Raw genomic sequence first — 14,235 nt, 5'->3', positions numbered from 1 at the left:
CCCTTGGCTGGGGAGGTTGGCCGGGAGGGTCGGCGGAACGATGAATGCAGATCAACCAACCACCACAGCCCGAAGGGGAGCTGATGTACGCACACTTCGCACTCCCGCCCACCCGGTCCATCGCCTACACCGCGGGTCTCATCGACGGCGGCGCGGCCATCCAGATGCAAGGCGACCGCTACAAGATCAGGATCAGCCAGGACGCCGGGGCCGACGGTGAAGCGCTCTGCCGGTGGCTGCTGTCGGTCTGGGAGTGCGGCGCGGTGATCTCGCCGGAGCGGCCTTGGCAGGGCGGCACGCAGTGGTCATGGTTCGTGGCCCAGGCGCGGGGCGTGGAGCACGTGCTGACGCAGTGCCTGCCCGACCTGCGGGCCGCCCGGCAGCCCGCGACCGATGGACTCGCCTGGGCCCGGCGGCACCTCGCCACGGGCCGGGGGTTCCGCTGGACGCCGGGCGAGGACCGGTGGCTGCTCGACCACTGGGGCAAGTCCGACGAGGAGTTGGCCGCCGACATGGGCCGGACCGCGGACGCCGTCCGGCACCGCCGGTTGCAGCTTCCGGCCCCGCAGGGCCTCTGACCTGCGGTTTCCTTGACGATTCCTTGACCAATCCCACTTGGATCCCGAGGGTATCCAAGTGGGTTTGGACAAGGATGAAGGTAGCTCAACCAACCACCACAAACCGGGAGGCAAGCCCATGACCGCCACCACCGCCACCGCCACTGCCGAGGCCACCGAGACCGCGAAGAAGGCGCCCGCCCCCAAGGCCCCGAAGACCGCGAAGAAGGCCCCGGCGCCCAAGAAGGCGGCGCCGGCGAAGAAGGCGCCCGCCAAGAAGGCCGACGCCCCGGCCAAGAAGGCGGCGCCCGCGAAGAAGGCGGCCCCGGCGAAGAAGCCCGAAGCGACGGCCCCGGCCCCGGCCGAGACGGCGCCCGTCGGCGGGCGGGTGAGCCAGCGCACCATCCCCATCGACCGCATCACCCCCGACCCGGGCCAGCCCCGCAAGAACTTCGACCCCGAGAAGCTGCAGGAACTCTGCGACTCCATGAAGGAGCTCGGCCAGCTCCAGGCGATCACCGTCCGCCACGAGGGCCAGGGCCGGTACAGCATCGTCATGGGCGAGCGCAGGTGGCGGGCCGCCCAGATGGCCGGCCTCACCGAGATGCACGCCATGGTCCTCCGCGACCTCACCGACCGTGGCGAGACGTTCGCCCGCCAGGTCGCCGAGAACGTCGGCCGCGCCGACATGACCCCCCTCGAAGAAGCGCAGGCCTTCCAGGAGCTGATCGCCGAACACGGCTACACCCCCGAAGAGGTCGCCAGGCGGGTCGGCAAGTCCTGGAATCATGTGGATCTGCGCCTGTCCCTCCTCAAGCTCACCCCGGCCATGCAAGAGGCGCTGCTCAAGAACCACATCCCGGTCGGCCTCGCCTGGTACGTCTCCCAGCTGTCCGGCGACAACCAGAACGCGTTCCTCGCCCGCTGGGCCCGCGGCCTCTTCACCACCATCCGGGACGCCGAGGCGTTCTGCCAGATGTGCAGGAACGAAGAGCAGCGGCAGGCCACCCAGGGCAGCATGTTCGTCCTCGCCGAAGAGGTCCACGAGACCGGCGACAGCGGCAGCCAAGAGGGCATGTTCGCCCACCTCGACCTCCCGGTCGACGAGCGCGAGCGCATCGCCACCGACCGCCAGAAGCTCGTCAAGAAGATCCACAAGCTGTCCGACGCCGGCGAGATCCTCACCGAGATCGCCGCGATGGACCCGGCCGAGCTGGCGCTCCTCCTCGCCGGGGCGCACGGCGGGATCCCCGGCAATCGGATGCGCATCGACCACCTCAAGACCGTGGCCGCCAAGGCGTCCAACAACATCCGCCAGGCCGCCGCGATGGCCTCGGTGCAGGCCAGCGCCCTCCGCGTCGCCCCCGACGCCGAAGCCGAGGCCCCCGACGCCGAAGCCGAGGCCCCGGCCGCATGACCCCACAGACTCCCCCCGGGGGCCCGGCCCGACAGCCGCGGCCCCCGGGGGGCCCACCCGAACCCACCACCACCCAAGGAGAACCAGCCGTGATCGACATGGACACCCCCGAGGCCCCGACCGAACGGATCGACGTCCCCCAGCCGCTCCAGCTCGCAACGAGCCGGTACCAGAACTGGCGCCAGGAGGCGGGTTACCTGCCGCTCGGGATCACCGTGGGCAAGCCCAGGTTCGTCCGCTACCCGTACATCAGCATCAGCGTCCTCGCCCCCCACGAGCTGTTTCGGCCCCCGTACAAGAACATCGACAACGTGCCGATCGAGCGCCGCGTCTACCGCGAACGGCTCCGGGCCTTCGAGGACGACATCCTGATCGCCCTCCGCGAGGTCGCCGACGGCCACCCCGACACCCCCGGCGTCCTGATGTGCTTCGAGGACGTCAACGGGGGCGAGGCCTGCCACAGGCAGTGGGCGGCCGAGTGGTTCGGGCAGCGGTTCGGATGGGACGTCCCCGAACTCCCCGACCCCGACGGCACGGCCCCGAAGCGGCGCAAGACGGCCCCGCCGGCGAAGGACGACGCGCCGGACGAGCCGACGCTGTTCTGACGACCGATCACCACCAGCCGATGGCCGGGGCGCGCCCGCTCCCCGGCCATCGGCACGGCCCAGGGGACGAAACCGGCGAAGTGCTAGCATTCCACCGCGCACCCTCCGCGGGCAGCTCGATTGGATCGAGCACCGGTTCTCGTAGCCGGAGGCTGGAGGTTCGAGTCCTCCTCCGCGGTCCGCACCCGGCCCCGCTCGGTCACACCGAGCGGGGCCGGCTTCGTTGATCGGCCCAGCGGCTACCCTGTCCCCCCGAACGCTGCTGGTTGTGGGCCGAGCGACCGCTGACTCCCCCTGGGGACCCCCATGCCCGCAGGCTTTGCCCAGCCCGGCGTGCTCTTCGCCGGTAACTCCTCAGCCCCAGACCGTGCCTTCTACCGGCAGGTCTTCAACAAGCTCCCCCGCGACAAGTACCGCCGCTACGTCGAGGTGGGGGTGGGCTCGTTCGCCGCCGCCCTCGTCGCCGCGAACGCGGGCATCCCGCCGTCGTGCATGGAGACCAGCGACGTCACTCTCTACACCGGCATCGTCGGCACCTGCGTGTCAGGCGGCGACCTGGCCGACCTCGGCATGACCTTGGACGGCGAGCCCGTCGAGATCCCCGACGCGCCGATCGTCGAGCAGGCCGCCCACCTCCTGTACGTCCACTGGCTGGCGCGCATGCAGGCCAAGGGCGAGGCCGATTACTGGCTGAACCTCGTCACCGACCTCGTCGAGCGCGAGGCCGACCACAAGAAGCGGCTGATCGATTCGCTGTCGTCGCTCGCCGAACGCCTCAAGGGCGTGAAGTTCACGCCGAAGTGCATGTGGGACCACATCGCCGAGGTGGAAGACGACCCCGGGTCGATCATCATCGCGGCGCCCCCGACGTACCGGGCGGGCTTCGAGAAGTTCTTTGACACCGGCGGCCGCGTCGAATGGTCCGAGCCGCCCTATTCGATCTTCGACCCCGAGGTCGACATGAAGCGGCTCGCCGACCACATGGAGGGCAAAGCCGCCCTGCTGATGTTCCTCCAGGAGGAACGCAGCGGCATCGCCGCCCACCCCACCCCGGTGTTCGCGCACCCGCTGGGCGACGTCGCCCGCGCCTACGTCATCAGCAACCGGCCCGAGGAGATTTTCAAGCTCACCGGAGGCCCCAAGATCGCCTTGGGGCAGGCCCGGTCGACCGGCCCTACCTCCCTACCGATCATCCCCCCGGACCACCAGGTCACCGACAGGTCCCGCCTGGAGGTCGTCGCGGCAAAGGGCACCGAGGTCGACTACTACCGCGACCTGTGGATGCACCGCCTCGCGGCGGCCCCGGGCTCGTACAACATGCTCGTCATCGTCGACGGCTACGTGGCCGGCGTCCTCGGCTACGGCGCCGAGACGATGACCCGCCCGTACCCGGGGGCCACGAAGTACACGAACCACCTGCTGATGCGGTTCGCGTTCGGCGCCCCGCACCACGAGCTGCGGCTGACCCGCCTGGCAACGATGCTCGCGCTGCGCCGCGACACCGCCCGGCACGTGTTCACCGGCGCCTCGGAGATCCTGCTGGCCGCATCGCACGGCCTGGTCACCGTCGAGTACACCCGCCACCCCGAGGCGAAGGGCCTGCGCGGGCTGATGACGCTCGACGCCCGCGACAAGCACCCGGACGGCTACAAGCTGTCGTACAGCGCCGGATGGGGCGACGACAGCATCCCCACCACCCTCACGAAGTTCCTGGAGAAGGAGAAGTCATGGCGCGCAAGCCGCAGCAAGGCGAAGAAGTGACCACCCCGGCCGCCGAGGACCAGGCCCCGGCGCCCGAGACCCCCCAGGACCCGGACGCGCCCGCCGACACCCCTGCGCCGGAGAACCAGGACGCGCCCGCCGACGCCCCGGCCTCCTCCGAGGAGGAGCCGGCCGGGGGCCGCGTCACGGACGGCCGCCTCGAATGGGGCACGGAGAACCCGCCGCAGGACGTCATGCAGATCGGCGAAGACCTCTACATCAAGTGGGTCGACGTCACCACGCTGCGAGAGCAGGACATCAACGCGCAGGTCATGCAGCCCCGGCACTTCGAGCGGCTCACCGGCAACATCCGCAAGCGCGGCGCCCTCGAATCCCTGCCCTACTGCCACCAGCCCGGACTGACCGGCCCGATCGAGGTGATCTCCGGACACCACCGCTCCCGCGCCGCACGCGCCGCCGGCCTGCCCCGCATCCCCGTCATCGTCGACGCCCGCCGCATGCGCCGCTCCGAGGTCATCGCCAAGCAGATCGCGCACAACGAGCTGCACGGCAACCCCGATAAGGACGTCCTCGCAACGCTCGTCGCAATGATCGACAACGTGGACGACCTGATCGCCACCGGCCTCGACGAGTCCCAGCTCCCCACCGTCGAACCCGACGACACCAAGCTGGCCATCCCGCACGGCGAATTCGACTGGCGCTCCTGCACCCTCATGTTCCTGCCCCACCAGATGGAGGACTTCAAGACCGCCATCACCGCCATCGCCTCCGGCACAGACGTGGTCGGCGTCGCCTCGGTCGACCAATTCGAAGAGTTCGCCGCCGCGGTCTACGCCTACGGCCGGTGCAAGGAAGTCCGCAACTTCACCACCATGGTCGCGCTCCTCACCGACATCGCCCGTCGCGAAGTCGCACAAGCAGCAGAGGAAGCCGAGCGAGCCGAGCAAGCTGAGCCCGCCCACGCCTGACCCAGCCCCCACGCCTTCCCCACACACCGGAACCGGACACGACCAACACCACCCCGGCACAGGAAGGCGTGGGGACAACCCCCCACAGAACCCGCGCACCTGCACGTCAGGACCGTGACCACCATGACCGAACGCATCACCCTCGACCCCGCCATCGACCCCTGGGAACGACAGCCCGGAGAGTCCGCCAAGCGCCACCAACGCTTCCTCGCCTTCCGCGACCTCGGCCTCACACGGACCCTTGCAAAAGCGTCAGACGGCCTTGCACTTTCGTACAGCCATGTACGAGCCCTGGCAGCGCAGTACCGCTGGCAGGACAGGGCCAGCGCCTGGGACGCCCACCAGCAGCGCCAGTACACCGCCGAGATCGAGGAAGAGCGCCGCAAGGCCGCCCGCGACGACGCGAAGATCCTCCGCATCATGACGGGCATGGTCGGCCAGGCCCTGCCCCATGTGCAGCAGCAGGCCGCCAACATGACGATCGGCGAGTTCACCAAGTTCGTCGAGACGACCATGCGGCTGCGGCGGAACCTGTTCGGCGACCCGACCGAGACGATCGCGGTCACCGGCCCCGGCGGCGACCCGCTCGCCGTCCAGGTCCAGGAGTTCGCGGCGATGCCCCCGGAGCAGCGGCGCGTCCGCCTGGCCGAGCTGGCGGCGACCGTCGCCCGGCGCGCTCGCGCGATGGACGGCACCGACGACGAGGACGACGGTGAGGAGACGTACCCGCTGGACGACGAGGGCGACGACGAGGGCGCCGAGGCGGGCGAGGACGAGGCCGGCGAGGAGGGCGAGCCCGCGCCGGACGAGCGCAGCGGTGACGAGTGACCACCCTGCACGCATCCGGCGAGCTGGACCACCTCGACGACGGCGCGGTGTTCCAGCGGCTCCATGCTGCCAAGGCGGCCGCGGCCCAGGACCTGCTGAAGGACCCCGCGACGCTCGCGCGGGGACTCGACGCCGGGTACCGGATGCGCCCGCACCTGAAGGTCATCAGCAACGCGCTCGTTGGGCTGGAGCGCGGCGAGTACGACCGGCTGCTGATCTACACCCCGGCGCAGGTCGGGAAGTCGACCACTGTGGCGGAGTGGTTCCCGTTCTGGTGGCTGCTGCTCCACGGCGAGGACCGTGTGGCCGTCGCCTCGTACTCGGATGACCTGGCGCTGCGCCGGGGTAAGGCGATCCGGCAGTACATCAACGAGTACGGCGGCGAGTACGGGCTGTCGCTGCTGGCCGGCTCGGAGGCCGCGCAGGACTACGACACGAACCAGGGCGGTGGCGTCCGCTCGGTGCCGCTCGGCGGCTCGCTGACCGGCTTCGACGTCAACCTGCTAGTCGTCGACGACCCGCACAAGGACCGCGCCGAGGCCGAGTCGAAGAAGATGCGCGAACGCGTCCACGACTGGTGGTCGTCGGCTGCGCTGAAGCGTCTCCAGCCCGACCGCCACGCTGTGGTCGCGATCCAGACGCGATGGCACCCTGATGACTTCGCCGGGCGCCGGCTCGCGGAGGACGGCCGCATTGAGGACGGCGGCAAGTGGAAGGTCGTCCACCTCCCGGCCATCGCCAACCCCAGCAAGTTCGGTCCGGATCCGCTCGGCCGGCGTGACGGTGACCCGCTGACGCACCCGAAGATCCCCACCCGGGACCGGAAGCGGCTGATGGCGTGGTGGGCGGCCGACAAGGCCGGTTCCAGCGTCCGTGACTGGCACGCCCTGTCGCAGGGCGACCCGCAGCCGTCCGAGGGCGCCCTGGTCTCCCGGGACCTGCTGCGCGCGATCCGCGACGGCATCACCGTGGTGGAGCCGCAGAAGATCGCCGTGTCGATCGACCCGTCCGGCGGCGGCCGCGACGTCGCCGGTGTCATCGGCGGGTTCCTCGGCGAGGACAACCGTGTGTGGATCACGCACGACGTGTCGGCCGCGATGTCGTCGGCCGAGTGGTCCCGCCGTGCCTGCCTCCTCGCCCACCAGACGAACGCCGCCGTGATCTACGTCGAGTGGAACTTCGGCCGCGACATGTGCACCCTCGCCATCGCCACGGCCTGGGAGGCCCTGCAGAACGAGGGCCGCATCCCGAAGAAGCAGCTGATGCCGCTAATCGACCCCGTGCACGCCAAGCAGGGAAAGCTGCTCCGCGCCGAGCCGATCGCCCAGCAGATGGTGGAAGACAGGGTCCGGCTACGCGGCGCGTTCGTCGACCTGGAGGGGGAGTGGAGTTCCTGGCAGCCAACCGACCCGGACTCGCCCGGCCGCATCGACGCCTCCTGTGTCCTGGTGTACGGCCTGATCCCCGAGGTCAACAAGGGCGCCATCGTCCACGCCCCGCTGCCGACCGCGCCCCAGCCGGCCCAGTTCGGCAGGCAGCCCGGCGCGGCGGCGTCCGCGTACGGGCGGAGGATCGGATCGTGACGGCTCGGCCCGGTCACCCGCCCGGCCGTCCCAGGGTGCGGCGACTCGAGGGCGGCCGCAGGCTGGTCGTGGAGTGAGCGGGCTCACCGCACCGAGCCCTCCGCCATGACGCAGGCCCCCACCGTGCGAGCGGTGGGGGCCTGCGGCGTAGAGGGGGAGGAGGGCCGACGGCTGCGGGGTGCACACATCCCCCGCGCCGGCATAGCAATGCCGCCGGCCCCCGGAGCGAGCAGCCTACACAACCCGCCCCGTAGCGCCCTCAATCCGTCGTGATCGGAAATAGTGGGCCTGACCTGCGGATTCTGTTCACAACGCCCGGATCGGGACGCGCCCTATGATGTCCGCCGACATCCGGAGGATCTTCACCAGAGGGGCGAACCTTGATCGGTCCCGTTGAACTCGCCCTGCTGGGGCTCGCGGGCTACCGCGGCACCCAGCTGCTCGTCCACGACGCCATCCTCGACCCGGCCCGCGACAAGGTGTTCGCCTGGCATCTGGACCGGCCCCACTCCAAGCCCCGCACGTTCGTCATCACCCTGATCTCCTGCGTGTACTGCACCGGCTGGTGGGTCGCGGGCGCGCTCCTCGCCACCTACCTCCTCGCGACGGGCCGGTTCGACGATGCGCCGCTCCTCGTCCACGGCATCGAGTGGCTGGCCGTCGCAGGCGCAGCGGTGCTGATGAACCGGGTCGACGACACGATGGGCCGGGTGGCGCCGTGACCGCATCCCTGACCGCGGCCGCCGCCCGCTACACCGCCCGCAAGATCCGAGGGAAGAACTTCACCCCGGACCAGTCCTGGCAGGTCCGGGCCTGGCAGATGTACCACGCCGTGCCCGAGGTCCGGTTCGCCGCGAACTGGATCGGAAGCGCCATGTCCGGCGCCCTCCTGTACGCGGCCCGCCGTGCCGACGACGGCACCATTGAGCGCGCCCCCGACGGGCACGCCGCGACCGACATCGTCACCCAGATCGCCGGCGGGCCCGACGGCCAGGCCAAGATGCTCGGCCAGTTCGGACGACACCTCACGGTGGCCGGCGAAGGCTGGATCGTGGTCCGCCCCAACGGGGACGTCCTCAGCCCCGACAGCCCCGAAGACGGCCACGACTGGCGGGTCCTGTCGGTGCGTGAGGTCCGCCAGCAGTCCGGGAAGCTCATCGCCGACATCGACGGCGAAGAGGTCGCCATCCCCGAAGGCGACCCCGAGAGCCTCGACTCGGATGCCCCGCTGGCGATCCGCGTGTGGGAGTCCGACCCGGAGCGGGCCATCGAAGCCGACTCCCCGGTGCGGTCCTCGCTGGATCTGCTGGAAGAGCTCCAGCTGCTGAACGCCGCCGTGAAAGCCATCGCCCGGTCCCGGTTGACCGGGCGCGGGCTCCTCCTCGTCCCCAAAGGCACCCGCTTCCCGACGGCCCCCACCCAGGGCGACGCCGAGGACGACCTGATCGAGATCCTGATGACAGTCGCCGAGACCGCCATCAAGGAGCCCGAGAGCGCGGCCGCCACGGTGCCGATCGTGCTGGAGGTCCCCGCCGAGTCCATCAGCGACTTCAAGCTGCTCACGTTCGAATCGGACTTCGACGACCTCGCGCTGAAGCTCCGCGAGGAAGCCGTGCGCAGGTTCGCGATCGGCCTGGAGATCCCCGCCGAGATCCTGTTGGGCCTCGGCGACGTCAACCACTGGAGTGCCTGGAGCCTCACGGAAGAAGCGATCCGGCTCGGCATCGAACCGAAGCTCGCCACCATGTCCTACGCCCTGACACAGCAGTGGCTCCGCCCCCTGCTGGAAGCCGAAGGCGTCGACGACTGGCACCGGTGGCTCGTCTGGTACGACAGCAGCCCCCTGCGCGTGCGCGCCAACCGGTCCGAGACCGCGCTGCAGGTCTACGACCGGGGGGTCATCTCCGACGAGGCGCTGCGCCGAGAGACCGGCTTCGACGACTCCGACGCCCCCTCCGACGAGGAGAAGGCCGAGCGCGAGGAAGAGCAGGCCGCCGAGGAGGAGCAGCCCGTCGACCCGGAGCTGCCGGTCGACGAGACCACCAGCGAGCCCGACACCATGCCGAACCAGCCCGCCGAAGACCTCCCCGCCTCCGCCGCACGCCCCGACCACACGGCCCTGTACGCCGCAGCGGACGGCCTGATCTGGGCCGCGCTGTCCGCAGCGGGGGAGAAGCTGAAGCGCACCCCGGCCTGTCCCCGTTCGGAGAGGTCCAAGGCGCGCGAGATTCAGGCCGCAGCCCTCCACACCGCCCTGCCGGTCGACGCCGACGGCGTGGAGAAGTGGCGGCTCCTCGATGGGGCGTGGACCCGCGTCCCCGAGATCGCCGGCCGGTACGGCCTCGACCCCGAGTGCCTGACCGCGTCCCTCGACGACTACGCCCGCGAGCTGATCGCCGCCGGAGTAGAGCACGACTACGGCGTGGTCCCCGGTGTTCTCACCTCGTGCCTGGCGGCCGCATGATGCCCGCCCCCGCCCCGCTCCTCACGGTCGTCCCCGGCAACGTCGTCACGGCCTGGTGCTACCGCTGCAAGGCGTGGACGCGCCTCGACGGCCAACTCCTGCTGCTCGCGGCCGAAGGGGTGTCGACGGTCGGCACCTGGTCGTGGTGCGAGATCTGCGAGGACCCCAGCGAACAGGAGGTGCCCCGCCGTGGCGGAGCCGCCTAGCGAGAACCAGCCGTCGTACGCGCCCACCGCCGTCGCGGACATCAACCAGCGGTGCCCCGAATGCGGCGGGGACTTCCTCACCATCGTCACGGTGTCGGTCGTGGTCCCGGACGGATCGCGACCCGCCGGGGGCTGGGCGTACTGCACGGCGTGCTACGCCCTGCCCCACCCACGGCTGGAGCTGCCCCGTGGCTGACGAGACACCACACGTGGCGCCACCCGGGCACAGCCGCGCCTCCCACCGCGCGCACGGCTGGTGCTCCCGCTGCCCGGGCCGGGAGGTCTGGGAGGAGCTGCACGCCTGGCGCATCCGGGAGAACACGCTGGAGGGCGAGCCGGGCGTGCCGGACAAGGCCGTCGGCCCGAGCCCGGAGGTGCAGCGCCGTGGCTGACCTTGACGCTGCTCTCGACGCGGCCGAGGAGCAGGTGGCCCGCACGGTCTCCGAGGTCCTCGGCGAGGTCGCCGCCGAGTTCGCCCGCGAGCTGGCCGACGCCGACGAGATCGTGGCCGCCAGGTTCTCCGTGTCCCGGATTCGCCGCATGTTCACCTCCCGCATGCCGCGCATCGTGCGCCGGCTCCTGGGCGTCGCGGAGGACGCCGCCCACCAGGCCGCCGAGTCCGTGGATGCCGAACTCCCCGACACGTGGGAGGACCTGCCGGGCCGGTACGACGACGACACCCTGCCCGGCCCGTTCCGGGCGTACGTGGAGACCACAGAGCACCTGCTGCGCGCGGTCGGGGAGCGGCTGTCCGACGTCGCTACCCGCGAGCTGTCCGAAGGCGTGGAGGCAGGGGAGACCATCGACCAGCTCCGGGCCCGGCTGCGGGTCGCGTTCGCCCGCGAGGGCGCCCAGCTCGGCGACGCCCGCGAGGAGCGCATCGCCCGCACCGAAGCCGGACGCGCCTGGAACACGGCGACCCTCGCGGCGGCGCGGGAGGTCACCGGCCCGGACCGGCCCATCGTGAAGCAGTGGATCACCCGCCGGGACAGCCGGGTCCGTGAGTCCCACGAGGACGTCAACGGACAGATCCGCCTCGTCGACGAGACGTTCACGGTGTCCGGGATCGAGATGGACTCGCCGCACGACCCCACGGCTCCTGCGTCGGAGGTCGTGAACTGCCGCTGCGTCCTCGCTTTGTACCCGGAAATCCGAAGTGCCGCATTTGATTCTCAAGCGAGCCCACGGGCCCGCGTCTTCGAATCGCAGGAGCCGCCCGTGACGACCGCCCCCAGCCCCGCTCTGCAGGCCGCCGCTGACGGCTCCCACCTGAACGGCGCGATGATCGCCCTCATCCCGTCCGAAGAGGACGCGCAGCGCCTGGCCCTCGACGGCGGAGAGGCCGCCGAGGAACTGCACCTGACGCTGTACTTCCTCGGCCAGGGCGCCGACTGGAGCGACGAGTCCCGCACCGACCTGACCGAACAGGTCCGGTATGCCGCCGCCGACCTCGGCGGGCCCGTCCACGCCCGCGCGTTCGGCGCAGCCCACTGGAACGCCGGAAGCGACGAACCGTCATGGGTGTGGTCCGTCGGCGATGACCGCGACCGCCCCAGCGGGGCCCCCACGCTCGGCGAGGCCCGCGCGGCTGCAGGCGTGGCCCTGGACGACGCACGCGGCCCCGAGATCCCCGTGCAGCACTCCCCATGGCAGCCGCACGTGTGCGCCCAGTACAGCGATGACTTCGGGCTGCTGGCCGCGCTCGTGGAACGCCTCGGCTCGATCACCTTCGACCGCATCAGGGTCGCCTTCTCCGGTGACCACACGGACATCCCGCTCGGCCCCGACGAGGAGGAGGCCCCCATGGAAGAGACCACCGCGGCGGCGGCACCGTCCGCCCGCTCCTGGTCCACCCCCGACGACACCGCGATCGCCTTCGAGAACCAGGAGACCGGCGACGGCCGGATCTTCGCCGCAGGCTCCTTGTACTGGGAGAGCGGCCCGTTCCCGCTCCAGTACGCCGACGAGATGCTGATGGGCCACCAGGGCGCCGAGCTCGCCGGCGCCATCGACACGATGGGCCGCGACGGCGACCGCATCACCGCGGCGGGCGTTCTTTACGCCGACCGCCCGGCCGGGGCCGACGCGTGCACGCTCCTCGACCAGGGCGCCCCGCTCGGGGTATCCGTCGACCTCGACGACGTCGACGTGGAGTTCGTCGACCGCACGCTGACCACCGACGAAGACGGCATGATCATCTTCGCTGCGGCTCTGCCGTCGGCGTCGGTCATCCGCCTCGAAGACGGCGGCTGGATGCTGTCGGCACGCACCGTCGCCGACTGGACCGCGGCCGGAACCTCGCTGGCCCGTACCGGCCGGGCCGTGCAGCTCATCACCGGCCCCGGCGGGCGGGTCTCCGCCGCAGCGGCCCGCCTCGCCTTCGGAGACATGCTGACCGCGGCCGCCGGAGACGCCGACGACCCGGAGGGCGGGGTCGTCGTGCACTCCGAGTCGTCCGGGGACTTCCTGCTGCGCATCACCCGGGCCCGCGTCCGGGGCGCCACCCTCGTCTCCATGCCCGCCTACGACCGGGCCCGCATCGTCCTCGACCCGCCCGAGGAGCAGGAGGCCTCGGCCGCGCCGGTCATCGTCGCCGCCGACCAGGACCCGCACCAGCGCGTCGTCACGTACGTACGGTCGTCGCCGGTGCCGGTCGGCGCCCGCCAGGTCTGCCAGGCCCTCGGCATGAGCATGGACGTCGCCCGTGGTCACCTCGTCCGCGCCGCTGAGGCAGGCCGCATCGTCCGCCTCGCCCCCGGCCAGTACGTGGGTTCCTCCACCATCCCCGAGGGCCAGCACGTCACCGCGTCCGCCGGCGAGGACCTGACGGAGCTGGAGGCGTCGGCGTGGACGGCGATGCGCGACACGGACCCCATGCCCGCCGCCTGGTTCCGGGAGCCCACCGCCGAGGAACTGCCCCCGGGCTCCGGAGGCGTCCACTACGCGGGCGGCCGGATCTACGGCTGGGTCGCGCAGGCCGGCGAACCCCACGCCGGGTTCCCCGGCCGGAACCTGACCATCGAGTCCCTGGGCCGCATCGACCTGTCGCACTTCCTGCGGGCCCGCTTCAAGCTCGACAACGGCAAGCAGGTCCGCGCCGGGGCCTTCACGATGAACGTCGGCCACCACCGCGACGGAGCCGAGTGCGAGTCCGCTGCCTGCCAGTTCGACGACACCCGCACCGTCGCCGGGATCGTCACCGTCGGCATGAACGAGCGCGGCATGTGGTTCTCCGGTGCCGCCGCGCCGTGGCTGTCCGAGTGGGACCGGCAGGTGTTCTCCGCGTGCCAGCCCAGCTACCACATGACGAAGGGCGCGGCCGGGCGCTGGCAGCTCCGCGCCGTGCTGTCCGTACCGGTGCCCGGACACTCGTCCCCGCTCGTCGCCACCGCCGTGGCTGAGCGCGCCAACCTGGCCCTCGCCGCGTCCGCTGCCGCGCTGCTGACCAGCGAGGACACCGTGTCCGGACACCCGGACGCAGTGTCCGGACGCGGTCCGGACACGGTATCCCCCGCTGTGGAAACGCCTGTGGATCACGCCTCCACCGTGGCGGCCCTCCTCGCCGATCCCGAGCTACTCGACGCCCTGACCGCTGCCATCCAGCGCCGCGACGAGGAGCGCCGCGCCGAAGCCGCCGCGCTCGCCGCCTCCATCGCCCCCCAGCCCGCAGAGCCCACCGCACCCCAGGGAGCCCACTGATGCCGTGCTCGTGCCAGTCCAAGAAGCAGCAGTTCGAGGTCGTCGCCCAGAACGGCAAGGTCGTCTTCACGTCCGCCTCGAAGCCAACGGCTGAGGCCGTCTCCAAGCGGTACCCGGACAGCGAGGTCCGCGAGAAGGGCAAGACACCGGCCGACACGAAGGCCACGGAGGCCGCAGGCACCTGAC

14 protein-coding genes and 1 tRNA gene are annotated in these 14,235 nt (G+C 71.3%); all 15 read left to right on the top strand.

The features are described 5' to 3' along the window. The first annotated feature begins 83 nt into the window (after positions 1-83). The 15 genes from ABZ312_RS09625 to ABZ312_RS09555 all read left to right on the top strand — a co-directional run bounded on the left by ABZ312_RS09625 (position 84) and on the right by ABZ312_RS09555 (position 14,234). On the top strand, positions 84-578 hold the full coding sequence (locus tag ABZ312_RS09625; protein ID WP_500437054.1) for a hypothetical protein: 495 nt from the start codon (positions 84-86) through the stop codon (positions 576-578). A gap of 118 nt (positions 579-696) precedes the next feature. Then, positions 697-1,974 (top strand): ParB/RepB/Spo0J family partition protein, encoded by a 1,278-nt coding sequence (locus ABZ312_RS09620; protein WP_500437052.1) that lies wholly within the window; start codon positions 697-699, stop codon positions 1,972-1,974. An 89-nt stretch (positions 1,975-2,063) separates the two neighbouring features. Beyond that, a complete protein-coding gene (locus ABZ312_RS09615; RefSeq protein WP_500437050.1) occupies positions 2,064-2,579 on the top strand; it encodes a DUF488 family protein in 516 nt (171 codons plus the stop codon). A gap of 105 nt (positions 2,580-2,684) precedes the next feature. Continuing rightward, a tRNA-Arg gene (locus ABZ312_RS09610) sits at positions 2,685-2,758 on the top strand. Positions 2,759-2,885: 127 nt separating this feature from the next. Continuing rightward, positions 2,886-4,340 (top strand): putative antirestriction adenine methyltransferase, encoded by a 1,455-nt coding sequence (locus ABZ312_RS09605; protein WP_500437048.1) that lies wholly within the window; start codon positions 2,886-2,888, stop codon positions 4,338-4,340. After that, positions 4,307-5,269, top strand: a complete 963-nt coding sequence (locus tag ABZ312_RS09600; protein ID WP_500437046.1) for a ParB/Srx family N-terminal domain-containing protein — start codon at positions 4,307-4,309, stop codon at positions 5,267-5,269. Before ABZ312_RS09605 ends, ABZ312_RS09600 begins: the two co-directional genes overlap by 34 nt. 123 nt (positions 5,270-5,392) lie before the next feature. Then, the gene (locus ABZ312_RS09595; protein WP_500437044.1) at positions 5,393-6,097 is read left to right on the top strand and encodes a hypothetical protein; all 705 of its coding nucleotides are present in this window, start codon (positions 5,393-5,395) and stop codon (positions 6,095-6,097) included. Next, a complete protein-coding gene (locus ABZ312_RS09590) occupies positions 6,094-7,680 on the top strand; it encodes a terminase large subunit domain-containing protein (RefSeq protein ID WP_500437042.1) in 1,587 nt (528 codons plus the stop codon). Before ABZ312_RS09595 ends, ABZ312_RS09590 begins: the two co-directional genes overlap by 4 nt. A gap of 380 nt (positions 7,681-8,060) precedes the next feature. Continuing rightward, positions 8,061-8,402: a DUF1360 domain-containing protein gene (locus ABZ312_RS09585; protein ID WP_500437040.1), complete on the top strand. Its 342-nt coding sequence runs from the start codon at positions 8,061-8,063 to the stop codon at positions 8,400-8,402. Then, positions 8,399-10,144, top strand: a complete 1,746-nt coding sequence (locus ABZ312_RS09580) for a hypothetical protein (RefSeq protein WP_500437038.1) — start codon at positions 8,399-8,401, stop codon at positions 10,142-10,144. The genes ABZ312_RS09585 and ABZ312_RS09580 overlap by 4 nt, the downstream gene beginning before the upstream one ends. Next, positions 10,141-10,350 (top strand): hypothetical protein, encoded by a 210-nt coding sequence (locus tag ABZ312_RS09575; RefSeq protein ID WP_500437036.1) that lies wholly within the window; start codon positions 10,141-10,143, stop codon positions 10,348-10,350. The genes ABZ312_RS09580 and ABZ312_RS09575 overlap by 4 nt, the downstream gene beginning before the upstream one ends. After that, positions 10,334-10,546, top strand: coding sequence for a hypothetical protein (locus tag ABZ312_RS09570; RefSeq protein WP_500359873.1), 213 nt, complete (start codon positions 10,334-10,336; stop codon positions 10,544-10,546). Before ABZ312_RS09575 ends, ABZ312_RS09570 begins: the two co-directional genes overlap by 17 nt. Then, entirely contained in the window at positions 10,539-10,742 is a 204-nt protein-coding gene (locus tag ABZ312_RS09565) for a hypothetical protein (RefSeq protein WP_500359872.1), read from the top strand. Before ABZ312_RS09570 ends, ABZ312_RS09565 begins: the two co-directional genes overlap by 8 nt. Then, positions 10,735-14,049, top strand: coding sequence for a phage minor head protein (locus ABZ312_RS09560; RefSeq protein WP_500437034.1), 3,315 nt, complete (start codon positions 10,735-10,737; stop codon positions 14,047-14,049). Before ABZ312_RS09565 ends, ABZ312_RS09560 begins: the two co-directional genes overlap by 8 nt. Then, a complete protein-coding gene (locus ABZ312_RS09555; protein WP_500324213.1) occupies positions 14,049-14,234 on the top strand; it encodes a hypothetical protein in 186 nt (61 codons plus the stop codon). The genes ABZ312_RS09560 and ABZ312_RS09555 overlap by 1 nt, the downstream gene beginning before the upstream one ends. Position 14,235 lies beyond the last annotated feature (1 nt).

This window comes from Streptomyces sp. NPDC006207 (assembly GCF_040613835.1).
Taxonomy (GTDB): domain Bacteria; phylum Actinomycetota; class Actinomycetes; order Streptomycetales; family Streptomycetaceae; genus Actinacidiphila.
Note: the sequence above shows the minus strand (reverse complement) of the source record. Positions and strands in the feature narration are given on the sequence as shown.

What these genes read in the sequence shown, in the direction of transcription:
- ABZ312_RS09625 (WP_500437054.1), top strand. Translation starts at nt 84, where the DNA reads ATGTACGCACACTTCGCACTCCCGCCCACCCGGTCCATCGCCTACACC.
- ABZ312_RS09620 (WP_500437052.1), top strand. Translation starts at nt 697, where the DNA reads ATGACCGCCACCACCGCCACCGCCACTGCCGAGGCCACCGAGACCGCG.
- ABZ312_RS09605 (WP_500437048.1), top strand. Translation starts at nt 2,886, where the DNA reads ATGCCCGCAGGCTTTGCCCAGCCCGGCGTGCTCTTCGCCGGTAACTCC.
- ABZ312_RS09600 (WP_500437046.1), top strand. Translation starts at nt 4,307, where the DNA reads ATGGCGCGCAAGCCGCAGCAAGGCGAAGAAGTGACCACCCCGGCCGCC.
- ABZ312_RS09595 (WP_500437044.1), top strand. Translation starts at nt 5,393, where the DNA reads ATGACCGAACGCATCACCCTCGACCCCGCCATCGACCCCTGGGAACGA.
- ABZ312_RS09575 (WP_500437036.1), top strand. Translation starts at nt 10,141, where the DNA reads ATGATGCCCGCCCCCGCCCCGCTCCTCACGGTCGTCCCCGGCAACGTC.
- ABZ312_RS09555 (WP_500324213.1), top strand. Translation starts at nt 14,049, where the DNA reads ATGCCGTGCTCGTGCCAGTCCAAGAAGCAGCAGTTCGAGGTCGTCGCC.